Annotated in this window: 25 protein-coding genes; 10 read left to right on the forward strand and 15 right to left on the reverse strand. The window is 69.9% G+C overall.

Annotated elements, in window-relative coordinates; all coding sequences use genetic code 11:
* Window positions 1-25: 25 nt before the first annotated feature.
* The 4 genes from ACIBK1_RS32695 to ACIBK1_RS32710 form a co-directional block, all read right to left on the reverse strand.
* Window positions 26-1,246, reverse strand: a complete 1,221-nt coding sequence (locus ACIBK1_RS32695) for a Dyp-type peroxidase (RefSeq protein ID WP_356994455.1) — start codon at window positions 1,244-1,246, stop codon at window positions 26-28.
* Window positions 1,243-1,719 carry a copper chaperone PCu(A)C gene (locus tag ACIBK1_RS32700; RefSeq protein WP_147942091.1) on the reverse strand — a complete coding sequence of 159 codons (477 nt, stop codon included), beginning with the start codon at window positions 1,717-1,719 and terminating at the stop codon, window positions 1,243-1,245. The genes ACIBK1_RS32695 and ACIBK1_RS32700 overlap by 4 nt, the downstream gene beginning before the upstream one ends.
* On the reverse strand, window positions 1,716-2,396 hold the full coding sequence (locus tag ACIBK1_RS32705; RefSeq protein WP_187280501.1) for an SCO family protein: 681 nt from the start codon (window positions 2,394-2,396) through the stop codon (window positions 1,716-1,718). The genes ACIBK1_RS32700 and ACIBK1_RS32705 overlap by 4 nt, the downstream gene beginning before the upstream one ends.
* A gap of 203 nt (window positions 2,397-2,599) precedes the next feature.
* A complete protein-coding gene (locus ACIBK1_RS32710; protein WP_142651848.1) occupies window positions 2,600-3,118 on the reverse strand; it encodes a hypothetical protein in 519 nt (172 codons plus the stop codon).
* Between the two features lie 337 nt (window positions 3,119-3,455).
* Between ACIBK1_RS32710 and ACIBK1_RS32715 the strand changes: the two genes are divergently transcribed.
* From ACIBK1_RS32715 to ACIBK1_RS32725, 3 genes are read left to right on the forward strand one after another with little or no spacing between them, the layout of a single operon-like run.
* Window positions 3,456-4,355 (forward strand): copper resistance CopC family protein, encoded by a 900-nt coding sequence (locus ACIBK1_RS32715; RefSeq protein ID WP_396739560.1) that lies wholly within the window; start codon window positions 3,456-3,458, stop codon window positions 4,353-4,355.
* Window positions 4,356-4,384: 29 nt separating this feature from the next.
* The gene (locus ACIBK1_RS32720) at window positions 4,385-4,810 is read left to right on the forward strand and encodes a hypothetical protein (protein WP_396739562.1); all 426 of its coding nucleotides are present in this window, start codon (window positions 4,385-4,387) and stop codon (window positions 4,808-4,810) included.
* 9 nt (window positions 4,811-4,819) lie between these two features.
* A complete protein-coding gene (locus ACIBK1_RS32725) occupies window positions 4,820-6,136 on the forward strand; it encodes a hypothetical protein (RefSeq protein WP_396739564.1) in 1,317 nt (438 codons plus the stop codon).
* A 280-nt stretch (window positions 6,137-6,416) separates the two neighbouring features.
* On the opposite strand, the gene ACIBK1_RS32730 is transcribed toward ACIBK1_RS32725, so the two are convergent.
* Window positions 6,417-6,590 carry a hypothetical protein gene (locus ACIBK1_RS32730; protein WP_168066541.1) on the reverse strand — a complete coding sequence of 58 codons (174 nt, stop codon included), beginning with the start codon at window positions 6,588-6,590 and terminating at the stop codon, window positions 6,417-6,419.
* Between the two features lie 32 nt (window positions 6,591-6,622).
* Window positions 6,623-7,183, reverse strand: coding sequence for a flavoprotein (locus tag ACIBK1_RS32735; RefSeq protein WP_396739566.1), 561 nt, complete (start codon window positions 7,181-7,183; stop codon window positions 6,623-6,625).
* A 111-nt stretch (window positions 7,184-7,294) separates the two neighbouring features.
* Here ACIBK1_RS32735 and ACIBK1_RS32740 point away from each other — a divergent pair, with 111 nt between their 5' ends.
* From ACIBK1_RS32740 to ACIBK1_RS32770, 7 genes are all read left to right on the forward strand, one after another.
* A complete protein-coding gene (locus ACIBK1_RS32740; RefSeq protein WP_396739568.1) occupies window positions 7,295-8,545 on the forward strand; it encodes a helix-turn-helix domain-containing protein in 1,251 nt (416 codons plus the stop codon).
* A 58-nt stretch (window positions 8,546-8,603) separates the two neighbouring features.
* Complete coding sequence (locus tag ACIBK1_RS32745) at window positions 8,604-8,897, forward strand: hypothetical protein (RefSeq protein WP_328854069.1); 294 nt, start codon at window positions 8,604-8,606, stop codon at window positions 8,895-8,897.
* A 189-nt stretch (window positions 8,898-9,086) separates the two neighbouring features.
* Window positions 9,087-9,239, forward strand: coding sequence for a hypothetical protein (locus ACIBK1_RS32750; RefSeq protein ID WP_328854070.1), 153 nt, complete (start codon window positions 9,087-9,089; stop codon window positions 9,237-9,239).
* A 44-nt stretch (window positions 9,240-9,283) separates the two neighbouring features.
* Entirely contained in the window at window positions 9,284-10,030 is a 747-nt protein-coding gene (locus ACIBK1_RS32755) for a hypothetical protein (RefSeq protein WP_328854071.1), read from the forward strand.
* A 66-nt stretch (window positions 10,031-10,096) separates the two neighbouring features.
* The gene (locus ACIBK1_RS32760) at window positions 10,097-11,017 is read left to right on the forward strand and encodes a phosphotransferase family protein (protein ID WP_205831148.1); all 921 of its coding nucleotides are present in this window, start codon (window positions 10,097-10,099) and stop codon (window positions 11,015-11,017) included.
* Window positions 11,014-11,664: a class I SAM-dependent methyltransferase gene (locus ACIBK1_RS32765; RefSeq protein ID WP_142651839.1), complete on the forward strand. Its 651-nt coding sequence runs from the start codon at window positions 11,014-11,016 to the stop codon at window positions 11,662-11,664. Before ACIBK1_RS32760 ends, ACIBK1_RS32765 begins: the two co-directional genes overlap by 4 nt.
* Window positions 11,665-11,682: 18 nt before the next feature.
* The gene (locus ACIBK1_RS32770; RefSeq protein WP_142651838.1) at window positions 11,683-12,249 is read left to right on the forward strand and encodes an HAD domain-containing protein; all 567 of its coding nucleotides are present in this window, start codon (window positions 11,683-11,685) and stop codon (window positions 12,247-12,249) included.
* A gap of 24 nt (window positions 12,250-12,273) precedes the next feature.
* On the opposite strand, the gene ACIBK1_RS32775 is transcribed toward ACIBK1_RS32770, so the two are convergent.
* The 9 genes from ACIBK1_RS32775 to ACIBK1_RS32815 all read right to left on the reverse strand — a co-directional run bounded on the left by ACIBK1_RS32775 (window position 12,274) and on the right by ACIBK1_RS32815 (window position 21,359).
* Window positions 12,274-12,531, reverse strand: coding sequence for a hypothetical protein (locus tag ACIBK1_RS32775; RefSeq protein ID WP_396739571.1), 258 nt, complete (start codon window positions 12,529-12,531; stop codon window positions 12,274-12,276).
* A gap of 34 nt (window positions 12,532-12,565) precedes the next feature.
* On the reverse strand, window positions 12,566-13,204 hold the full coding sequence (locus ACIBK1_RS32780) for a hypothetical protein (RefSeq protein ID WP_328854074.1): 639 nt from the start codon (window positions 13,202-13,204) through the stop codon (window positions 12,566-12,568).
* 100 nt (window positions 13,205-13,304) lie between these two features.
* Complete coding sequence (locus ACIBK1_RS32785) at window positions 13,305-14,879, reverse strand: hypothetical protein (protein WP_396739573.1); 1,575 nt, start codon at window positions 14,877-14,879, stop codon at window positions 13,305-13,307.
* A gap of 6 nt (window positions 14,880-14,885) precedes the next feature.
* Window positions 14,886-15,287 carry a hypothetical protein gene (locus tag ACIBK1_RS32790; protein ID WP_328854076.1) on the reverse strand — a complete coding sequence of 134 codons (402 nt, stop codon included), beginning with the start codon at window positions 15,285-15,287 and terminating at the stop codon, window positions 14,886-14,888.
* 16 nt (window positions 15,288-15,303) lie between these two features.
* Window positions 15,304-15,696 (reverse strand): DUF4913 domain-containing protein, encoded by a 393-nt coding sequence (locus ACIBK1_RS32795; RefSeq protein ID WP_142651834.1) that lies wholly within the window; start codon window positions 15,694-15,696, stop codon window positions 15,304-15,306.
* A complete protein-coding gene (locus ACIBK1_RS32800) occupies window positions 15,693-17,432 on the reverse strand; it encodes a type IV secretory system conjugative DNA transfer family protein (protein WP_142651833.1) in 1,740 nt (579 codons plus the stop codon). The genes ACIBK1_RS32795 and ACIBK1_RS32800 overlap by 4 nt, the downstream gene beginning before the upstream one ends.
* Window positions 17,429-18,802: a hypothetical protein gene (locus ACIBK1_RS32805; protein WP_396739575.1), complete on the reverse strand. Its 1,374-nt coding sequence runs from the start codon at window positions 18,800-18,802 to the stop codon at window positions 17,429-17,431. Before ACIBK1_RS32805 ends, ACIBK1_RS32800 begins: the two co-directional genes overlap by 4 nt.
* Window positions 18,799-20,247 (reverse strand): SCO6880 family protein, encoded by a 1,449-nt coding sequence (locus ACIBK1_RS32810; RefSeq protein WP_142651831.1) that lies wholly within the window; start codon window positions 20,245-20,247, stop codon window positions 18,799-18,801. The genes ACIBK1_RS32805 and ACIBK1_RS32810 overlap by 4 nt, the downstream gene beginning before the upstream one ends.
* Window positions 20,244-21,359 (reverse strand): hypothetical protein, encoded by a 1,116-nt coding sequence (locus ACIBK1_RS32815; RefSeq protein ID WP_142651830.1) that lies wholly within the window; start codon window positions 21,357-21,359, stop codon window positions 20,244-20,246. Before ACIBK1_RS32815 ends, ACIBK1_RS32810 begins: the two co-directional genes overlap by 4 nt.
* Between the last annotated feature and the right edge of the window lie 7 nt (window positions 21,360-21,366).

Consider the following 21,366-nt stretch of genomic DNA (forward strand, 5'->3'; position numbering starts at 1 on the left):
TTCGAGATTCGGTCGTGCGGCGCGGTCACAGAGCCTCCAGCAGGCTCTGGCCGAGGTAGCCGTGGGAACTCGTCCCGGGCGGGACGGCGAACAGGGCGCTGGTCTCGTGCACGATGAACCGGCTGAGTTCGTCGGCCAGCGCCAGGCGCTGCTGGATCCGGGTGAATCCGTCCCTGGGGTCGCGCTGGAAGGCGAGGAACAGCAGCCCGGCGTCCGGCGCGCCGTCGGGCCGTAAGCCGTCGAAATAGGAGAACCCCTTCCGGAGGATCGTCGCCCCGCCGTTCGACGCGGGGGCGGCCTGCCGTACGTGGGCGCTGGGGCCGATGGCCAGCCCGCCGTCGGGGTTCTGCTTGCCGAGGTCGAGCGGGGTGAACTCGGTGCCGCCGGACAGCGGGGCCCCGGTGTCCTTGCGTCGTCCGATGATCTGCTCCTGCCGTTCGCGTGACAGGGTGTCCCACGTGTCGAGCAGCATCCGGATGCGCCGGAACACCAGGTAGCTGCCGCCGCGCATCCATCCCGGATCGGTGGCGAAGACCTGCGTGTCGAACCCCGGATCGCCCGGTTTCGGGTTACCCGTGCCGTCGAGCTGGCCCATGAGGTTGCGGGGGGTGGCTCCCCTGGCCACGGTGACTCCGTCGACGGCGTTGAAGCCGCTCATCTGCCATCGCAGGGCCGCCGTTCCGCGTGCCGTACGGCTGAGCGCTCGCAGGGCGTGGGCGGCGACGACCGCGTCGTCGGCGGTCAGCAGCACGCCGATGTCGCCGTCGCCGCGCCGCGGGTCCAACTGGTCCCGGGGGAAGGGCGGGATCGCGGCGAGCGCGGCGGGAACGGCCATCGTGAACTTGCGCAACAGCGAGGCGCCGAACCCCACGGTGATCGTCAGGGAGGACGGCCCGTGGCCCAGCGCCATGGCGTCGTCTCCCGGCACGGGCTCGCCCGCCGTCAGCAGCCGGGCGTCACGTGTCCATGTGCGCAGCAGAGCTTCCAGATGGCGGGCCGTGACGCCGGGGGCCAGGTCGAAGGAGGCGAACCACCCGTGTGCGGCGGTCGGGGCCAGGATGCCGGCCTGGTGGGCGCCGTCGAACGGAATGCGCCGTCCCCCCACCTCCTCGGCACGCTCCCCTCCGAAGACCGAGGCCGCGGCGTCGCCGCCCACCGCTCCCGCGACGGCCGCGGCGCCGGCCGCCGTAGTCGCCGCCAGCACGCCGCGCCGGGTGAACCGGCGCGGTGCGCCCGCGGCGCTCATCGGCCCTGGGCCGGGGGACGGTAGCCCACCGGCATGACGGGAGCGGTCACCGTGATCTGGCCGACCTTGGCGAAGCTCAGCATGAGTGTCACGTGGTCGCCCTGCTTCAGCGCCCGCGTCGGCGACTCGATCATGATGTGGTAGCGGCCGGGACTGAAGGCGACGGTGCCGTGCGCGGGTACGGTCACCGAGTGGAGCATCGTCATGGTGGTGCCGGTGCTCTCGTGCATCATCGACATGTCGGAGACATCCGTGTGGACGCCGGTGAGCACGGCGGGGACGTTGCCAGAGTTGGTGACGGTGAAGTAGGCGGCTGCCACGTCCGGGGAGGCCGGTTGCGGAACGTACGCCCCCGTCACCCGCAGATCGGAAATCTTCATGGGCCCGGCGTGGCCGGTCGACACCCAGGCGATCGCGGCCACGACGGCGGCCACGACGATCAGAGGTGTGCGGGTTCTCGCGAGAGCGGTCATGACGCCGCTCCTTGGCCGCCGGCACCCGGTGTGGAGCTTCCGAGCGTGACTCGCCCGAGCAGCTTGCGCAGGTCGGCCACGTAATCGGCGGACGAGGTGCCCGAGCTGAAGATCAGGCGGCCTCGGTGGGTGCCGTCGAAGGCGATGATCTGGGCGCCGTGCGTCACCTCGTATGTGCCCTTCTCGGTCGCCGGCGGCTCCAGCGCGATCCCCACCGACTTGGCCGCGGACCGGATCGTCGCGTAGTCGCCGGTGAGCCCGACGAAGGAGGAATCGAAGGCCGCGAGCCACGACTTGACGACCCCTGGGGTATCCCGGTCGGGGTCGGTGGTGATGAAGACGACGGAGATCTTGTCGCGCTCGGGTCCGGTCAGATCTCTCAGGGCTGCGGCGAGGTCGGCCATCGTGGTCGGGCAGATGTCCGGGCAGTGGGTGTAGCCGAAGTACACAAGCGTGAGCCGGCCCGCCGTGTCTCGCCGCAGGTCGAACGGCTTGCCGGAGGTGTCGGTCAGCGTCACGTCGGGCTCGGGAAGCGGCTGCTCCAGCCAGGTCCCGTGGAACTCGCGCGCGGGGCCGAGCAACCGCACGGGCGCTGCGGCGGTGTCCGCCGATCCCGCGCAGCCGGCGAGCACTCCGGTCAGGAGCAGCAGGGCGAGCCCGGCCGCCGATCGTCGCACAGCGGACCTTCGCCGGGGCGCCGCCGAAGTAATTGGTGGATGGGTCAAGGTCGTTCCTCGTTCTCGGGCAGGCTGACGGCACGCCTGACCAGGACGATGCCGAGGACGACCACAGGCGGCCCGGGGCCGTGGACGGCCCGGTGCTTCAGACGACGCGGTGCTTCAGACGACGCGGTGCCTTGCCCGGACGAGATCCGGCGCGGTCAGGCGGGATGAAGGGAGATACGCCGTCGCCTCGGGGGCCCCCGACGGACCACGGTGTGCCGGAGCGCGGTCGTGGCCGAAAGATCGTCTTCGTCGTGCGACACGGGCGCCGCGCCCGGGTGGGTGGGGATCGCCACAGGCCCGATAAGAGCGAGAACGCGGCAGAGGTGGGCTGAGACGGCGAACGCCAGCGAACGCAGGGCCCGCCAGAGCGCGCGTTCACCCACCGACAGCCAGAAGGCGACCAACGCGCCCGCCACCGCGTGCGCGGCGAACATCGCCGGGACAGACATCCCGTGATGTGCGGGGATCGCGCCGTGCGCGAGGGCCACCGAGGCCGTGTGCCCCGGCATCATGGTGTGTGCGCCGACGCTGTAGGTTCCGTCCGCCGGGGTCGTCCAGGTGAACCACGCGTGTAGGTAGAGCTGGACCGCCTCCACCGCCGCCAGAAGCCAGCGGGTCGACCGCTCGTGACCGGCCAGCCGGTAGCCGATCATCGTGACCAGGCCTAATGCCATGCCTACCGACCATGCCGGCACCGGCCGCGGGGCCATCAGATCATGACCTACCTGGGACAGGCCAACGCACACCAGGGCGAAAACCCCGGCACGCATCAGCCGAAACCATCCAGGCGGGCGCCGCACGACCTCCACCTCTGCTCTACGCCGCGTAGAGCAGCAGTCTACAGGCGGACCCGCGCGGCAGCGCTAACGGCAACATATCTACTTCTGTTGTCAGCGATCCAAGTTGTGTTCTTTTGTGGTGAAAGTCGGTAATCTCGTCGCTGTCGGTCTTATCGGTCCGAGCCGAATCTCCCTATTCAGGGGCCGTATTTCGTGGAGAGCAGAAGTGACCATGGCGCGCTGGTTGGGCCGGTTGCTTCTGCTGATCATCGTCGGTGTGCTGGCGATGGCCGCCTTGGCGGCGCCTGCTTCCGCCCACGGCCAGCTCGCGATGTCGACACCGGTCAAGGACAGTACGGTGCGCGAGCCGATGGAGTCCCTCGCGCTCTACTTCACCGAGGCGCCCGCTCCGAACGCGTACTTCGCGGTCACCGCTCCCAGCGGTGCCCGGGTCGACCGGCCCTGGACGCACGGTGGACCCAAGCGCCTCGACAAGCCGGTCCAGGAGTATCACCTGGTGAACGGCTTCTGGGAACCGAGCGTGTACAACACCGGATACCCGGCGCAGATCCCGGTCGCCTACTGGCCGGAGCGGGGCGAGTACGTCGTCCGGTATCTGTCGATCGCCTCGGACGGGGAGCCGGTGCAGGGTGAGCTGCGGTTCACCTACAAGGGCCCGACCTCGGGACCGCCGAAGGGCTGGCAGGCCCCGGACGACGAGCCCGACCCCAGCCTGCTCGCCTCGGCCGAGCCAGGAAGCGGCGCCCAGCCCCCGGCGCCGCAGAGTGGGGGCAGCCCGGCGGCGATGGGCCCCGCGGCGCCACAGGCTGGCGCCGGCGCGGCCGCGGTTCCCGAAACCGGTGGCAGTCAGGGCGCCGTGCCCGAAACCGGCACGGCCGGCACCGCCGCGAGGGCAGCGCAGCCGGGCGACTCCGGCAGCGGGTTGTCGGTATGGCTGGTGCCCGCGGTCCTGGTCGTCGGAGCGGGCGTCCTGGTGGTGCGGGCAGCGCGGAGACCTGCGCCCGTCACCCCGGCGCCCGGGCGGCCTTCCGGCCGCCCACAGGCGAAGAAACCCGCACGCGCCCCGGCGTCACGCAGCCCCCAACGCCCCAAATCCACCAAGCGACGCTGATCCGCCCCGCCCCTCAGGAGTATCCCCCCATGATGATCGTCCCTGCCCGCCTGCGCCCGCTGCTCGCCGCGCTCCCGCTCGGCGTGGCCCTGCTGATGGCCACGTCTGCCTGTGGCGGGTCGGATGCCGCCGCCCCCGCCCAATCGGCCGCCCCGGCATCCACCGAGTCGGCCGCCGCCCCCGCCGATTCGGCCGTGAAGGAGATCACGGTCACCATCGCCGGTCGGACGGTCACCCCGCCGCCGGGACGGATCGAGGTGACCAAGGGCCAGACGGTGCGGATCACGGTCACCGGCGACGCCGCCGACGAGGCGCATCTGCACGGGTACGACAAGGAGGCCGAGCTGCAGCCCGGCACCCCGGCGAGCATCGAGTTCGTCGCCGATCAGACCGGTCTGTTCGAGATGGAAACCCACGGCTCGGGACTGCAGCTGTTCCAGCTCGTCGTGCGTTAGGCCGCCGGGATGCTGCTGGCTCACGGTGTCGGGGGCCGTCAGGACCTGCCGATCCCGTTCTCGGCCGCGCTGACCGGCGCGGCCCTCGCGTTGCTGGTGTCGTTCGTGGCGCTCGGCGCGCTGTGGAAACAACCGCGCCTGGACGCCGCCCTCACCGCTGCCCGCTCGGTGCCCGCCGCCCTGCGGACGGCGGTGACCTCGCCGGCCTGGCGGTGGGGCTGGCGGATCGCCGGGCTCGTCGTCGCGGCGTACTTCTGCATCGGGCTGATCTTCGGGCCCGATCGGGCCGACAACCCCACGGCGGGGGCGTTCTACGTCCTGTTCTGGGTCGGCCTGGTGCCGCTGTCGGTGCTGTTCGGCCCGGTGTGGCGCGGCCTGAGCCCGCTGCGGACGCTGCACCTGCTGGCCTGCAAGGGGCTCGGACGCGACCCCGAACTCGGCCTGCGGCCACTGCCCGTTCGCGTCGGATACTGGCCCGCCTGCGCCGGTCTGTTCGCCTTCGTCTGGCTGGAACTCGTCGCCCCCGAACGGGCCACCCTGCCGGTCATCGGCGCCTGGCTCGCGGGCTACGCCGTGCTCATGCTCGCCGGAGCCGTCGTCTTCGGCTCCCGGTGGTTCGGCCACGCCGATCCGTTCGAGGTCTACAGCGACCTCGTGGGCAGACTCGCCCCGTCGGCGAGACGCGGCGACGGCGTCGTGGTCTGGCGTAACTCCCTCGACGGCATGGCCGGGCTGCGACCGGCACCGGGGCTGACGACGCTGGTGGTCGTGCTCCTTGGCTCCACCATGTACGACAGCCTGTCCAACGCCCCGGTGTGGGTGCGCTTCATTCAGGAGAGCGCGGTGCCGGCCCCGGTCACGGGCACCGCGGGCCTGGTCGCCGTCATCGCTGTGGTGCTCGCGGCGTACCGGGCCGCGACCGCGCTCGCCGGCCGATGGGGCGCGGCCGATCCCGGCATGACGGCGGGCGAGATCGCTCATTCGATCGTGCCGATAGCCGTCGGATACGTCGTCGCCCACTACTACACCCTGTTCCTCCTGGAGGGGCAGCGGACCATCGCCCTGCTGTCCGATCCGCTGGACACCGGCGCGGACTGGCTCGGCACCGCCGGGTGGACCATCCAGGCGTTCGGCACCACTCCGGCCGGGGTCGCCACCCTCCAGGTCACGGTCATCGTCATCGGCCACGTGCTGGGCACCGTCCTGGCGCACGACCGCGCGCTGGCCCTGTTTCCCCGCCGAACCGCCGTACTCGGGCAGATCCCCCTGCTCGTGCTGATGGTGGTCTACACCGTCGTGGGGCTGCTTCTCCTGTTCGCCGCCTGAGGCGCGAAGGGAGCCCGTGACGAACCGCGAGAGCCGGGCCCGCTACTACAGGCCCCAGGCTCCGTAGTCACACCCTGTCCGCACCTCAGGTCGTGCATGAGGGAGACGGCACCGCTCACCAGGCGATTCGCTCGGGGAGCGGGACGATGAGCAGGCCGCTGGGAGCCGACCTGCCCGCCTTACCGGGCGTGTGAGCGATGCCCGGCCTCCCCCTGATGCCCGGGTATCGGGGGGCTATCACCGCAACTTGCGAGTGCGCGGCTTTCGGCTGCTGTCCCCGTCATGCCGGTGGTTGTGGTGGGCGGCGTTGCAGGGTGAACCGGGAGGCCATGAAGCGCCACATGAGGTACAGCGTGGCGAGCACCGCGATGAGCCCGCCGACCGGGTAGACGGGGAAGCGGACCACGGTGGCCTGCAGGGCGTGTGGCGAAAGGCCTTCGCGTGTGACGGCCACCGTGATGTGGAGAGCGGGGCAGTGAAACCGCTTCAGCTGGATGAAGAATCGAAGCCTTCGCGTAGGGCGTGCAGTGCTTCGTAAAGATCGGCCCAGGGGAAGGAAACCGCTCCTGGTGCGCCTGAGTTGGGTGCGGGGAGACGGTCCCAATCGAGGATCACCCGTACGCCCCACTCTTTGAGCCGGGCCACGCTGCTGGGGAAGGCGGGGTGCCTCGCGAGCGCGTGGTTGGGCCAGGGGACGGCGACGATCGGCAGGCCGAGCCCGAGGGCTTCGTTCAGCAGGCCCAGTGCCAAGGTGTCGCTGATGCCCTGGGCCCACTTGTTGGTGGTGTTGAAGGTTGCCGGGACGACCGCCATGGCGTCGGCCGCCGGCAGGACGTCCGGTTCCTCCGGCCGCTTGTAGTCGTGCCGTACGGGATAGCCGGTGAGCTTGCCGAGCCGCTCGGCGTCGACGAACTTCGTCGCTGACGGCGTCGCGATGACGCAGACCGTCCAGGCGTCCGCCTGAAGGCGCTCGACGAAGGCGGGGAGGTCGCCCGCCGGCCGACCTCCGCACGCGATCACATACAGAACCGGCTTGCCTTCTGCCATATCCCGCCGTTCCCCATCCCTCTGTGATCACCATCGGTTACTATCCGCTGACCCACGAGCACGGTTACCGTGGTCGAGGCGAAGACTACGTCCCCAACGTGAGGTCGTGCCATGGCGACTGAGCACGTGGAAAGTGGAGAGCTGGACCGGCGCATCGGCAGGCGCGTCCGAGCGCTTCGGTTGCGTCGAGGCCTTGGACTGCGCGCCTGCGCGGAGTTGTGCGGACGGACCGAGGAGTGGCTCCGCCAGGTCGAGCGCGGTGAGCAGCGCCTGGACAAGCTTTCCACGCTCGTCGCCTTGGCGAACGTGCTCGGCGTACGAGATCTCAGCCTCATCGTCGAAGACCGGCTGCAAGGCATGACGTGCGCCGTCACCGAGGGCGGCAGGATCCGGCACGAGGCCGTCCCCGCCATGCGTCAGGTGCTGTCCACGCCGATCTATCCGCCGCAGCCCGTGGACGACCTATCCGCCGAGAGCGGGAAGCTGCGGCGCCGGCTGGCTGTCGCCTGGGCGGCGTGGCATGGGTCGGCTCGGCCGTACACCGCTTTGGGCGCGGTGGCGCCCGGCCTGCTACAAGACGCGTTGAACCTGCACCGAGCGGCCGCGCCCAGCATGCGGCGCAGCACGTGGGCGCTTCTCGCCGAGACCTTCCAGCTCGCGCAGCGTTTCCTCTACTGCGTCGGGGAGGCCGAGCTGGCGGCCCGCGCAGCCGACCGTGCGATGGTCGCCGCCGAGGAGACCGACGATCCGCAACTGATCGCGATCTCCGCCTGGACCTCCACGATGGCCGCACTCGGAGGCGGACAGACTGACGAGGCATTCGAGGTGGCGTCGACCGCGGCGACCTACTTGGAGCCGAGGTCGAACTCCTCGCATGCCGTGCTGTCGGCGTGGGGTTCCTTGCACCTGTTCGCCGCCATCGCCTGCGCGAAGAACCGCCGCGGCGCCGACGCCTGGCGGCACTGGGACCTCGCTCACCGGGCCGCCTCCGCTCTCGGCCCTGCTCATCACAACCCTCTGACGATGTTCGGCCAAGCCAACGTCGCCATCTACGGCGTCGCGATAGAGGTGGAGACAGGGCGGTCCAGCGCGGCGATCGACCGGGCCAAGGCCATCACCGTCTCCGCCATCCCCTCGACGAATCGGCGGGCCCAGCACCTGCTGGACCTGGCGCGAGGGCACATGCGGCAGCGGGATTTCGACGCGGCCCTCACCTGCCTCCGGATGTCGGAGACACAGTCGACGGAGACCGTCGTCTTCAATCCGCTCGCACGGCAGACCATCGGCGAGATGATCGAGGCGAGGCACCGTCCTCCGGCTCTGTTGCTGGACCTCGCGACAAGAGCCCGCGTCATCGCCTGAATGCCACCCCCAACCGCTGGTTGGGTTTGCCCACGTGAGCCGGCCGTACGGTCGCGCCATGAGTACGCAGCTTGCCGATCCGGCGGTGGTCCGCGACGCCCTCCAGTCGCTCGCCGCCGCACTCGATGGCCGGGGCTTCGCCGCGCGGCTCCGCGGCGGTGAGGGGTCTTCGCTCCACCTGTTCGTGATGAACCCTGAGGCTCCCGTCCTCACGGAACACATCATGATCGCGCCGGATGCGGAGGGGGAGTGGAGCTTCTGGTTCCCCTGGCCCGAACGGATCGCCCTCGTCACGAATGTCACCGAGGCCGCCGAACGCATCGAGCGTGTGCTGGCCGAGGTCGACCGTTAGCCGGAGCACACCCGTATGGTCTCGCACGGTGCACCTCGCGGCGCTCCCAAGGACGCGCAGCTTCCCGCGCCGTTCCACGGCGTCCACGTCGCGCCACCGCAGACAGGCTGCGAAAGGCTCGTGTGGAGGAAACCGACGGCGCGGTGCACACACCTGCGGGTACGACGGCACACCTGTGAGTGCCAGCCGGTGGTCTACGAGCTGTGCGTTTCCGGCGGCCTGGTGTTCATCCGCCGTACCGTCCGCAAGCCGGCCGGTCTGTCCGTACGCGAGACGGAGTGGTTCCTGACGGCCAGAGCCATGGAGCTCTGGCAGCGCCTGCTCACCGGGCAGGCCCGATAGCTCCCCCTCCACCAGCAATCCCACGTCAGAAGGAGAGTGCCTCAATGACCCTGAGCGCCCAGCTCGACGCGTTCGCCGTCGAATTGCCGGTCGCCTTCGACCCGCGCTGGAACCGTATCCCCGGGATCACCGTGGACGGAGCCACCATCACGGTCGACCCCGAGAAGTACTTCTTCCGGTTCGAGAACTCCACCTGGCTCCTGTGCGACTGGAACCTCGTCGCCGGCCAGCTTCTCGGCATCGAGGAGTCCGCGGAGACCGCTGTCGAACAGCTTGCCTTGGAGTTCGTGCAGGAGCACGGCTACTCCACCTCCGACGCGGGCCGGGTGCTGGCCACGGCCTGGGAGGTCTACAGCTACCTGTTCCGTGAGGAGCACCTGCCCACCCTCGGCCTGCCCCAGATCACCGCCGACCACCTGCGGATGCTCCGCGAGGCCGCCACCTTCATGGCGCTCAACAAGGTCGAGCTGGACGGCCACATCTCCAACGTCGGCCCATGCTGGTTCTTCCCCGCCGCGACCTCCGTCGTCTACGAGCTGGACGAGGAGGAGGGCGGCATGCTCGACGAGGTCTACCACGGCACATGGTTCAACGAGTACCGCCGCATCGAGTCGATCAAGGCGCACGCCGCGCTCGGCGGCCGGCTGGTCCATGGCTGCCAGTCGGTGCCCAACCAGTCGGGCGGTGCCTGCGTGCCGTACGGCGCCTCGATGCAGACCTTCCGCACCGAGCTGACGAGCTTCCGCGAGGAGTGGCTCGCCAAGGTCTACGCCTGCCGCACCGCCAGCTGACCCTTCCCGTACGGCCCGCGCTTCGGTGAGCGCGGGCCGTACGCCTCAGATGCCAAAGGAGTAACCGTGGTGGATGAGCTGACCGTCACCCGGCTGTGCGCCGAGTTGTGCGCCAAGGCGAGGTTTCCGGGTGAGCCGAAACGTGAGCCGATGCGTGCCTGGTCGCTGTCGGCGGTGGAACGCCTGCACTTTCCCGGCGGCTCCACGGCCATCTTCAAATTCGCCGCCGAGCCGTTCACCGGCGAGGACCGGGCGCTCAAGCTGGCCGCTGTCCATGGCGTGCCCGTCCCCGACCTGTACGCCTCCGCCGTCAGCGACGGCATCCTCGGCATGTTGATGCAGGACCTTGGCGAACCGGCCCGGGAGGCATCGGATGATGACGGGGTGAAGGCGGCGGTCGTACTCCACCGGGTCCGCCCCTCGGAGATTCTGCCGACGACCCTCGACGCCGACGAACTGCGGGCCCTGCCCTTGCGCGCGCTTGCCCACCTGGACTACCTGCGGCAGGTCCGTCGCTGGAAATCCACTCTCGACATTGCCGAGATGCTCTCCGCGCTGGACAAGGTGGCTCCCGTACGTGCTCAGGGGGCGGAGCTGGCGCCGTTCGGGCTGTGCCACTCGGAGTTCCACCCCAGCTCGCTGCACGTCGGGCGGACAGGATGGCGGCTGCTCGATTTCGCCCGCGCCTTCAACGGCTCCGGCCTGCTCGACTTGGCCTCCTGGCCTGGAACTCAACAGCCCGCCAACGTGCAACGGGTCCGTCGGCTGATCGAAGCCTACGTCGCCGCCGGCGGATCGCAGGAGGCCTTGGCGCCACGGGGTGGCCTGTCCGCCGAGGCGTGGGCCCTCGGCTGGCACCGGGTCTGGATCGTGGAGTGGTTCATGGACCAGACCGTGCACTGGATCAACGACCCGAGCAGCGATCCGGTCTACATCAAGGCCGTTCGGCGTCACCTCCGTGAAGCCGTACGGCTGCTCGCGCCATGAACCGCCAGGCATGGCAGGAGCACGCCCGGCAACGTCAGGCTGTCGAGTCGGCAGCGCCGGCGGCGGCTCCGCCTCGCATGTATTGGACGCCGGAGCCTGACGGCGGGCCAGGAGCCGAGATCCTGGGACACCTCGCGTGTGCGCGCGTTCTCGAGTTGGGGTGTGGCCCGGGCCATCACCTCGCGCACCTTGTAGGAGTCCATGGCGCCACTGGGGTCGGCGTCGACATCTCGGAGAGGCAGATCGAACGGGCGCGCACGCGCTATGGGCACCTGCCGGGGATCTCCTTCGTCGCTGCCGACGCGGTTGAGTTCCTGGAGGCGTCGTGCCATTCGCACGACATCTGCTACTCCGTCTTCGGCGCCGTGGGACTCACCTCGCCGAATGTGCTCGTGCCGTTGATCGCGCGGGTGCTGCGGCCCGGCGGAGTGTTGGCCTTCGCCGTTCCGCATCCCAGACGCAGTGACCGGGACAGCACGTTGTTGTTGCCGTCCGGCGGCAGAATGCCGATCCGCCGCTGGGAGCCGAGCGTGCTCGCCTGGGTCGCGCTGCTGTTGGCAGCCGGTTTCCGGGTCAAGGACCTCCAGCACCTGGGTGAGTCGCCGGCAGGCCCGAACACCTTGCTCGTTGTCGCCCGTAAATCATGACGGTTCGAGGAGGCTGTCGTGCCCGAGGTTTATCTGCTCATCGACGTCGACGGCGTGCTGATCCCGTTCCCCGACAGCGAGGGGAACGGACCGGCTACTCACGTGAGGCACAGCGTCGTACCCACCGGCTATGACGCGGGCTCACCGGTTCCCATATGGCTGGATCCCACGCACGGGCCCATGCTGGCTGAGCTGATCAGCGAGCTGCCTCTGACACCGGTCTGGTGCACCAGTTGGCGTGGCGACGCCAGCCCCTTGATCGGCGCCAAGCTGGGCCTGGAGCCGTTCGCGCATGTCGAACTGGCGCGTCAGGACATCACGACGAGCCACCCCAACGGCTACCTCTGGAAACGGGACGACGTCTCGGCCTGGCTCGGCACAGCTCAGGCCGTCTGGATCGACGACGACTTCACCCCCGCCGACCACGCCTGGGCCGCAGGCCGGACGGCAGCAGGAATTCCCACCTTGCTCGTCCAGCCGGATCCCAGAGTCGGGCTGCTGCCGACGCATCTGGAGACGATCCGTTCGTGGATGGCCGAACTCGTCAGCATGCCCTCCCGGCCCTTCACGTCCCTGCGCGATTGATACGAGCGTCGCCCGAGCAGCCCGTCAGCAGATGGGCTTGCGATACCGGGATAGGCGCAGTTCGTATCCCGTCTCCGCGCCAGCGGCGGTGAGTGCCGTGCCGCCGCTGGTCGTGGCGTTCCAGATCCAGGGCAGTACGTGGTGAATGGGGGAGGGGCCGGGTGAGGCGCAGATGGCCTGCCGTAGGGATAGGCGCAGCTCCTGCAGATCCTGCAGGTCCGTCACCGCGTGACTGAGGGCCCGTTGCCGTCCGTCCCGGGCGGTGGCATCGACAAGCGCCATCGCCTGCTTGAAAGGGTCGGCCGTCGGCTGCGTGTCAGCGACGGGAGCCTCGAGCTCGGTGCCCGGCACTACCTGGAGCCGGGCTGTGCGCCAGGTGCTCCAGTCGGTTCCGATGCTGTCCAAGGCGGCCAGCAGTAGTTCGACGGCGCGCCGCTCTGCGTCGTCGCCGTTTCCCCACACAGCGGTGATCAGCGGAGTGACCTGAGCCCAGGTGAGGTGGTTGAAGCGCCTGGGCGGCCGGCGGTGTGTGAGGCATCGGCGGAGTCAGGTAGGTGAGGTCGATGCGGCGAGCCGGATGATGATGTTCGGCGAGGTCGAGGTACCCCGAGAGCTGCCCTTGACGGTGACTTGCGGTCTCGGTCTTCAGCTCGATCATCCACAGGCGCTCGGGCCAGAGCATCGCGTAGTCCGGTGCTCCGCCCTGTTCGTCGTCATGCCGCCGTGGAAGGTCGAACTCGTCGACGAACTGCGGCCGAACATCCCAGGCGCCGGTGCCGAACGAGAGCGCGTCCAGCTCAAGCAGGAAACGGGCTCCGCGGTCCGAGGGAGCGTTGGGCGTATTCCACCGTGGATAGGGCCCGCCGAGGATCAGCATGGTCAGCAGCCGCTGGCAATATTCTTCCCGGCCGAGCCGGAGCCGTCCTAAAAGGCGCAGAGGATCTTCGGTCGCCATGACCGTCACGATCTCACGGCTCGGCTCGGGCCGCCCAGGGCCAGGATGGCGGAGCGCACGAGAGCCGGGGAGACAACCAAAGTCTTCCCGCTCCCCGCCACTACCTCGTCGGCTTGCTTGCCTGCCGTCCGCCGTCGGAGTTGGACCTTGAGGCTGCCGTGACCGCGCCGACGGGAGCCCCCGGGATATTCGAGGTGTACTGCGATGCCGTCGCGCTGTTGGCCACGGTGTTATCGTCGAAGAGTGCCGAGACCAGGGCGGGATCTCGGCGGCGGTCCAAGATGGACAGCGCGACCATGACGCTCGGACGTTCCGCGGGAGTCGCAGTGTCGAGAGCGGCCCGGTTCAGATCCGCAAGCACCGCGTTCGTGTAGCCGACGACGTCTCGGTACGCCCCCACGAGGGCTCGTACCCCGGATGCTCCCACCTGGCCGTTCACGGCAGCGGTGGTTCTCGACATCGCGTGGATCGCTTCGATCTGGCCAGGGGCGGTGACCTGCGCCAGATCACGATGGCCGAGTACGGCGAGGGCTTCTACGGCATGCCGGACGGAAAGCAGAATTTGCGACATGTCCGCGGTCGTCGGCGCCAGCTCGGCTGGGGACTTCAGCGCCGGCAGGTTCCGCAGCTCGAAGGTCCACTCCGGGTTGGCCGAGATGAGACGGCCCAGGCGAATGGTCATCTGGTCAAGGTGATCCGCGGGGCCTGGACGCCGCTGGTCGAACAGGAGCCGCTGCCAGCGGTGCCGTACGGCTTGCCAGCGGTCGAGCACACGGTGAAGACCTTCCGCCGATTGGCGGAGTGCGCGGCGGACAAGCAGTTCGCGGGCGGGATGCAGTTCGATGTGCCGTCGGGTCAGCATCGTGACCGCCTGGTAGGCGCAGTGGAGGGCCACGACGGCGGCGGTGGCGTTGCGCCGGCAGTCCGCGGACGACAGCTGCCCTCCCGCCTCGGGCTGGGCCGTGCGTATCCCCTCGGCGTTCGTGATGATCCCGGCGCAGAGCTGCTCGACCGAAGCGGTCGCAGGTAGCGCGGACGGTGGCTGGGTCGCCCTGAGGGGTACGGCGGCCAGCGTCTCGGTGGCGCCCGGCGCCGTCACCCGGAAGGCGATGTCACCCGCAGTCTGCAGAGCGGTGACCAACCGGTCGAGCCGTACGCTGTCCAGACCCGCCCTGCGCACTTCGGCTCGGGCCGCCTTCATGACTCGGCCGAGGAGCTGTGCCTGGCGTGCCACGATGTCCAGCACCGCGTGCCGGACGCTCATGTCCTCGATCGCGTTCGCCCAGTCCGACCGTGGGTTGTAGTGCGTCTTCAGCAGGTCATGGCCGGTGCCGAGGGCGAGCGCGGCGCCGGCGACATGGACCGGAACGGGATGCGCGGTGTTGCGATTCCGGCCGGTGAGTTGCCGGTCGAGGTCGCGTAGGATCACGTCGGCTTCCTGCAGCAGGACGCGCGGATGGTTCACCCGGTCCCACAGATGGGACAGCCGCTCGTGCGCGGGGGCGCGTTCGGGTGCGAGATCGTCCAGGTAGCGGAGCAGGACCGTCGTCATCCGGCGCGCCGGCTGGATCGTCGCGATGGCGGCGACACCGGAAACGGACCGCTCCGCGCAATAGACGGCCGTGTTCATCTGCTCGGACGCCTCACGCAAGAAGACGCCGAAGACAGTAGTCATGGCCGTTCACCCGCCCAGGAAAAGCTGAATACGGGTCCCGCAGCGTGAGGCGGTCAGCGCGGCAAGCCGGGCGTCCGGGGTCTTCAGATCGAGAGCCCTTTCGGCCATCACCTCTCGGAGAAGCCCGCCCAGGGCAGCCATCGCCTCTGTGACAGCTGACCGGTCGTCGGCGTCCTTGAAGACCAGCGGCATGTCGTACGCCGTGGCAGGAACCGACCTCAACGCCGACGCTCCCTCGAACGCGGCGCTTCCGGCCGAAACCCACGCCGGAAATTCCTCTGGGGCGCTCGCGCCTTCCATGGCTCTGGCCGCCTCCGACGCGACCAGGAACGCGTGCAGAGCGGTGTCGACGTCGCGCCATGCCTCCAGCTCGGCGTGCGCCTTGGACAGCTCATCGATCAGGGACATGAGACCTCCTAGTGATTCAGACATGACTGTCGAGCTCGGGCTCATCCGCCGGACCATCCGAAGCGGATTCTGTGGAAGAGGGCCACCAGCCAGGCGGGGCGGGGTCGACGTTGGCCAGATGGGGTTCGAGGTGTTCGTCCTCACTGCACTGATAGAAGGGGCCGCGGGCACCGAGCAGGATGGGCAGTTGGTGGTCGAGGTGGTCGCGGTACCAGACGCCCATGCCGGTGCCCGCTTCCAGGCGCAACACCTCCCAGGCGTGCCAGAGTGCCGTGAGCCGCGAGATGGCCTCGGCGTGCCTCCACCACTGGGCGCACCAGCGGAACTCCCCACCGAGCGTCCGCCGGTACATGGGGACAAATCGCTCGGTCACCCATTCCTCGACCGTCTCGTAGACCGGTTCGGTCATCGTGCCGCTCCTTCCGCGATGAGCCGTTCGAGCCGGTCACGGCAGGCTTGGATCCGGTCGGCGTCGCGGCTCTCGTACCAGGGGAGCAGTGAGATCAGGGCGGGACGTCCGCCGGTGGCCAGCAGCAGCGCGGTCCCCGGCGGGAGCGCGCGGATGGCGGCGGGTTCGAGAATGTCCTGCCGGCGCAGCGAGATCTGCTCCGAGGCCCGGCCGTCGGCGTACGAGACGGAACGGACGGGCACGTCGTGCTGGCCGACGAGCGTGGCCAGGTCACGAGCCAGGCGCGGGGAGTCGACGCCGGCACCGATGACCTTGCGGGTGGCCGCACCCCACATGGCGGCCATGCCCGCCTCGCCCCACACCGTGACGCCTTGCTCGTACGACTGGAGGATCGTCACGGGGACGATGCCGCGCGAGCCGAGGTGGCTGTACAGCTCGGGCAGGTCGGCGATCCGGCAGATGTTGGCCGCCTCGTCGAGGGAGACGACCATCGGCGGGTCGAGCCTGCCGCCCATGCGCTCAGCCCGGCGTTCGGCGGCCCGCATCGCGGTGTCGGTGAGCGCGGCGATCAGCGGCGCGGCAGCCGAGCGCGACTTCGACAACAGATAGAGGGTGTCGGTTCCAGCGGCGAAAGCCTGCGGGTCGAAGACCGGCAGGGCCGACGGCGTGACCCAGGAGATTATCGCCTCGTCGCGCAGTGCTTTGGCGGCTGTGCGGGCTGTCTGGTAGATGCCGTCGCGTGTCTCGACCGCGCCGTTCTGCGCGCCGCGCAGCGACGAGGCGAGCAGGGAGAAGCCTGCGGCCTCCAGCAGCTCAACCGGCGTTGGTACGGCAGGCGTGTCGAGCCATTTGGCGACATCGCGCATCGTGCGGCCGGAGGACGCGGCGGCGAGGAACAACGCGCAGAGCAGGTCCTGCGCGGCGGGTCCCCACAGGTCACGCTTGGTGCCGTCGTCGACGGTGAGGACGAAGTGCCCAGCGAGGCGGTGAGCGTCCTCCACCGTCGCGAGACCGCGTAGCGGGTCCCACCACCATGTTTGCGGCTGATAGGTGATGTGCTGTGGGTCGAACAGCCACACAGTGCCCTCGGCAGCACGAAGTGAGGCTGTCGCCGCCCACAGGTCGGACTTGTTCGACGTCGCGATGACCGGCCCAGGAGCCGAGAGCACGTACGGAATGCTCAGGCAGGTCGTCTTGCCCGACCTGGGGGCCATGAAGGCCACGATGGTGTCCTCCCAGGAGGCGTACAGCGTGGGCCCGCTTCGCATCAGGTCGCCGAGCGCCAGCCCGATGTCGCAGGGCATCACCGCCCCGGACAGGGACGGCCGCAGCTCGCGCGCCTTCTTCTCTGCCGCCTCCGGCTTCAGCGCAGCGAGCCCGGGATTGTCCGCGAGGGCGGCCACCGGATCCACCGGATCGGGCAGCCGTCCGATGACGAACCACCAGGCGGCCACGACGATGCCGAGCGCGGTAGTCAGGAGGACGGCGGCAACGACGACAACGGCGAGCGTCGGGGTGCTGGGCCAGGCGGATGCCGTACGGCCTTCGAGCACACGCCATGCGAAGTCGGTGCCGAACTCGCGGACCCGCCCGCCGAACAGGGCGGCCGCGACGCGGGCGGCGACCCAAATGAGGCCGAAGAACGCAACGACGCCCCACCCCGCGAAGAGCGCTATCCACGCTCCGGTCGCGCCGTGCGGGGTGAATCCGGTGCGCGGTCCCACCGCTCTCGTCATCGGATCGCCTGGTCGGTGTCGTAGAGCTCGTGCTCGACGCCGACGAGCGCGAGCTCGACCGGGATGCCGAGCCGGTCGCCGGTCTTGATGAGGTACTTGCCGCGACCCGGATGCCGGGCGCCCGGTTGCCAGGTGTCCGGCGCGGACCAGGAGGCGACCAGCTCCTGCTCCGGCCCGGTCAGGCGGGTGATCTCGCTGACGCGGGCCAGCTCGCGCGGGGGCAGCCCGGCCAGCACGGTGATGGCGCTGCGGTCGATGAAGCCGCGAGCCTTTGCCCGGTCCTCCTCGGTGGGCAGTGCCTCCAGATCGGCAAGCGAGTGAGTGATCATGATGGAGGCCATGCCCTTGGCGCGGTTGAGCCGAGTCAGGCTGTCGGCGTACTCGACCAAACCCGGCGCCCCGCGCAGCGCCCGCCACAGCTCGTCCATGACCGCCATATAGGAGTGGCCGGTCGTGCCGTCGACCATGGCGAAGCCGTATGCCCAAGTGCACAGCATCGCTGCGGTCAGGAGCTTGTCGCCGGCCGCGCCGACGCGGGAGATGTCCACGGAGACCGCGGGCGCGGTCAGGTCGATGGGGCGGGTGGTCGGCCCGTCGAAGACGCCGGCAAGCGAACCGGTGCAGAGCAGTTCGAGAGTGAAGACGAGGTCGCTGACCCGCTCGCGGTATCGCTCCGGGTCGTCAGTCCGCGCGGCCGATCGCAGCGCTTCGGGGCCTTCTTCGAGTACGGCGAGCACGTCGGGCACGGTCGGGGCGGTGAGGCGTTCGTCGAGCAGGTCGATGGCCCGGCCGAGGATGACCTCTTCGGCGTTGCTGACCGGTGCCTCGCGGATGAGCGTGCAGAGCGCCATCAGCAGCGAGAGCCGCCGTCCGCGCAGCTCCCAGCGGGTGCGTTCGGCTTCGGCCCCGCGCTGGGTCCGTACGGCGGCGCCGAGCGGCCCGGCGTCGAGGGGGTTGATGCGGTCGAGGCCGCGACCGACGCGGATGACCTGTCCGCCGACGTGCTCGACGAGCATGGTGTAGTCGGGTTTGGTGTCGCCGAGGATCAGCGCGGTCGAGCCGGACGCGATGGCCCCGACGATGAGCCGCTTGACCAGGGTCGACTTGCCGGTCCCCGGCTGGCCGAGGACGAACACGCCCGGGTTGGTGACCAGCCCGGCGCGCAGCCAGGCCAGTGGGTCGAGGCAGACGACCTCCCCGAACAGCTGGTGGCGGCCGATCGGTGTGCCGATGGCGGGGGAGCCCGAGCCGGCCACGAACGGGAAGAGGCCGCACACTTGTGCCGTGGTCGCCTGGAACTCCGCGCCGGCCTCCACGTGCACGGCGCATCCGCCGTACGGCTCTCGCCAGCCGCGTGCGGGAGTCTTCACCATGACCTCCTGGTCAGCTCGGCCGGGCAGACGCCGCAGGGCAAGGTGGTGGCGAACCCGGCGGACTGGCTGCCCCACAGGCGGCGCAGCCGGATTCGGGAGGCTTCCGCGGCGGCCTCGGTGACCGCGACGGCCTGGGCCAGGTCCTCTTCGTGAGTGACCGTGGTGGTGACGTACAGCGTCACGAGCGTGACCCCGGCCCCGGTGGCTTCCTCGGCGGCGGCCTGCCGGGCGCGGGCCTGGTCGTAGGCGTCACGGGCGGTCTCGTCCCGCCCGGTCCGGCGGCGGTACTGCTCGCGGAACGCGGCGGCGTTGACCTCGTCTTCGAGCACCCGTGTGGCCTCGGCGGCGGGCAACGGACGGTATTGGAGACTGACCCGCTTCGGGTATGGACCCGGAGCGACCAGGCGGCTGAGTACGTCGGCGGGGACGTTCTGGCGTGGCGCCTCGTGCCAGGCCCAGCTCACGCTGATCCCGCTGTCGTGCCGGTAGTGATCTGGGTGCTCTTCGGCGCCGATCGGACCGGCGTCCGCCCATGTCAGGTCATCGGCGCGGGCGGTGTCGGCTCTGGCGGCGGGATCGTATGCGGCACGGACGATTCCAGCCAGCTCGGCGGCGGTCGCCCGGCCGGTGACGGTGACGCCGCACGATCCGAGCGCGGAGGCCAGCGCGTCGGTGGTGCGGCCGAGCTCGCCGATTGCCGTGCTCATGTCGCCCTGTCCGGCGGGGGAGCGGGCCGGGTCGAACGTCACGCTCACGTAGGTGTTCACGCGGGCCGCCGTACGCGGTGCCGTACTGACCAGTTGCCGCATGAGCAGGGCCGCCGCCTCGGGAGCCGTGGAGGACAGCGCGCGGCCGACGGTGTCGGCGAGCGCGGAGCCGGGCTCGGGCGCGGTGTCGACGGTGACCGTGGCCCAGCGGACGGCCGGCATGTGTCCGAGCGAGGCCAGCCAGGCACCCCAATTGGACACCCAGGCGTCGGCGTCCGACCGCTCCGCCAGCCAGGTCGACGCGGGCGACACCTTCAGCGTCGCGGTGAACAGCCCGGTGCGGCGATCCCACGCGATGCCGTACGGCCGGCCGAAGGCGTCCTCGGCTGACATCAGCCGAGTCGCGGCCAGAACCCCAGGGAGCTGAAAGGCGCGGGGGTGAGCGACGACGACTCCGGCGCGGTAGCGGGTGTGACCGCGGGCTTTGCCGTACGACCAGCGGATCCGGCGCGTGACGAGGTGGGCGACGGGAACGCCGCTGACCCGGATAAGCACCAGTGCTCCAGCCAGGGCAGTGGGCGGCCCGGTGTAGAGCGCGGCACGGAGGTCCACGGACACGGTGAGGACCAGTGCGGTGAGCGCACCCAGCGCGACGAACGTCCCGGTCGTGCCCAGGCCGAGCAGGCCGAGCCCGCGCCGTCGGCGCCAGCCTCCGTAGGTACGGATGTCCGTCATCGCTGGTGGTCCTCTCGCATGGAGTTCGCCGCGGTCTTCGCGCCGGATGCCACGCCACTCGCCGCGGTCGACGCCGCGGCGGCAGCTGGTCCCGCCGCTTTGGCACCTGCTCCTGCCGTCGTCGAGCCCGCGGTCGTCGTCCCAGAGGATGGGGGCGCGCCAGTTGACGCTCGTCTGCCCCCGAGCTGGGATGACAAGTAATCGGCGTGGCTGCTCGCGCCCGTGGGGGAGGAGGACGAAGACGAGTTGCGGAAGGAGCTGAGGGCGACGGCTCCGGCGACGCTCGCTCCGAGGATGCCGCCACCTCCACCGGCGGTTGCCAGCGAGCCCGTCGTCCACGTGAAGAACTTCATCAGCACCGGCATGGCGATCAGCGACAGGAGCATCATCGCGAACCCCATGAGGATGGTCCGTACGTCCTTGCCTTCGCCGACCATGGTGAACGTCGTGGCGAACACGGCGGCGACGGCGGGCTTGTAGAAGATCAGGGCGAGCATCCAGCCGGTCACCTTGCGGAACCACGGCTTGGTCATCACAGTCATCGACCCGGCGGCGGCCAAGGGGAGAAGGCCGGCGAGCACGACCAGGGCCGCCTCGCGAAACAGCATGAGCACGGCCTGCACCACGCCGATCAAGATGGCCACGACCCCCAGCACGATCACCACACCGGGTGCCGCGCCGGTCAGAGCCAGGATTTTCGTGAGGCGCCGGCCGAAGTCGTCATGGGAGACGGTGTCGAGGACCCAGGTGGACCAGGCGTCGCCAGCTTTGACGAGCATCGAAGCCGTCAGCACGCCGATGGTCGAGGTCGTCGCGATGACGACCAGGCCGGAGCCGACGTCGACCAGCGGGCTGCCCTTGCGGGTCAGTGCCATCTTGCCGCCCGCACTGAGCACACCGAGTACGGCGACCGCGATCGCGATCGGCAACGTCCATTCGCGCAAACGGTCCACGGCTGATTCGGTGGCGAGGTCGGGCGAGGGCACCCTGACCCACCAGGAGATGCTGTTGCCGACCACCCATGCCACGCCGTCCTGGATGGCTTTGGCGATCTCGCCCAGCACGCCGTTGGCGGCCCCGGCGGCCACCTTGCCGGCGACGTACTCGGTCACTGAACAG

The sequence above is a fragment of the Microbispora rosea genome (assembly GCF_044460045.1).
In the GTDB taxonomy this organism is placed as follows: Bacteria; Actinomycetota; Actinomycetes; order Streptosporangiales; family Streptosporangiaceae; genus Microbispora; species Microbispora rosea.

What these genes read in the sequence shown, in the direction of transcription:
- ACIBK1_RS32720 (WP_396739562.1), top strand. Translation starts at nt 4,385, where the DNA reads ATGATGATCGTCCCTGCCCGCCTGCGCCCGCTGCTCGCCGCGCTCCCG.
- ACIBK1_RS32775 (WP_396739571.1), bottom strand. Translation starts at nt 12,531, where the DNA reads ATGGCGCTTGTCGATGCCACCGCCCGGGACGGACGGCAACGGGCCCTC.
- ACIBK1_RS32800 (WP_142651833.1), bottom strand. Translation starts at nt 17,432, where the DNA reads ATGACGAGAGCGGTGGGACCGCGCACCGGATTCACCCCGCACGGCGCG.
- ACIBK1_RS32700 (WP_147942091.1), bottom strand. Translation starts at nt 1,719, where the DNA reads ATGACCGCTCTCGCGAGAACCCGCACACCTCTGATCGTCGTGGCCGCC.
- ACIBK1_RS32810 (WP_142651831.1), bottom strand. Translation starts at nt 20,247, where the DNA reads ATGACGGACATCCGTACCTACGGAGGCTGGCGCCGACGGCGCGGGCTC.
- ACIBK1_RS32765 (WP_142651839.1), top strand. Translation starts at nt 11,014, where the DNA reads ATGAACCGCCAGGCATGGCAGGAGCACGCCCGGCAACGTCAGGCTGTC.
- ACIBK1_RS32745 (WP_328854069.1), top strand. Translation starts at nt 8,604, where the DNA reads ATGAGTACGCAGCTTGCCGATCCGGCGGTGGTCCGCGACGCCCTCCAG.
- ACIBK1_RS32795 (WP_142651834.1), bottom strand. Translation starts at nt 15,696, where the DNA reads ATGACCGAACCGGTCTACGAGACGGTCGAGGAATGGGTGACCGAGCGA.
- ACIBK1_RS32780 (WP_328854074.1), bottom strand. Translation starts at nt 13,204, where the DNA reads ATGGCGACCGAAGATCCTCTGCGCCTTTTAGGACGGCTCCGGCTCGGC.
- ACIBK1_RS32755 (WP_328854071.1), top strand. Translation starts at nt 9,284, where the DNA reads ATGACCCTGAGCGCCCAGCTCGACGCGTTCGCCGTCGAATTGCCGGTC.
- ACIBK1_RS32740 (WP_396739568.1), top strand. Translation starts at nt 7,295, where the DNA reads ATGGCGACTGAGCACGTGGAAAGTGGAGAGCTGGACCGGCGCATCGGC.
- ACIBK1_RS32725 (WP_396739564.1), top strand. Translation starts at nt 4,820, where the DNA reads ATGCTGCTGGCTCACGGTGTCGGGGGCCGTCAGGACCTGCCGATCCCG.
- ACIBK1_RS32710 (WP_142651848.1), bottom strand. Translation starts at nt 3,118, where the DNA reads ATGGCATTAGGCCTGGTCACGATGATCGGCTACCGGCTGGCCGGTCAC.
- ACIBK1_RS32715 (WP_396739560.1), top strand. Translation starts at nt 3,456, where the DNA reads ATGGCGCGCTGGTTGGGCCGGTTGCTTCTGCTGATCATCGTCGGTGTG.
- ACIBK1_RS32785 (WP_396739573.1), bottom strand. Translation starts at nt 14,879, where the DNA reads ATGACTACTGTCTTCGGCGTCTTCTTGCGTGAGGCGTCCGAGCAGATG.
- ACIBK1_RS32735 (WP_396739566.1), bottom strand. Translation starts at nt 7,183, where the DNA reads ATGGCAGAAGGCAAGCCGGTTCTGTATGTGATCGCGTGCGGAGGTCGG.
- ACIBK1_RS32790 (WP_328854076.1), bottom strand. Translation starts at nt 15,287, where the DNA reads ATGTCCCTGATCGATGAGCTGTCCAAGGCGCACGCCGAGCTGGAGGCA.
- ACIBK1_RS32695 (WP_356994455.1), bottom strand. Translation starts at nt 1,246, where the DNA reads ATGAGCGCCGCGGGCGCACCGCGCCGGTTCACCCGGCGCGGCGTGCTG.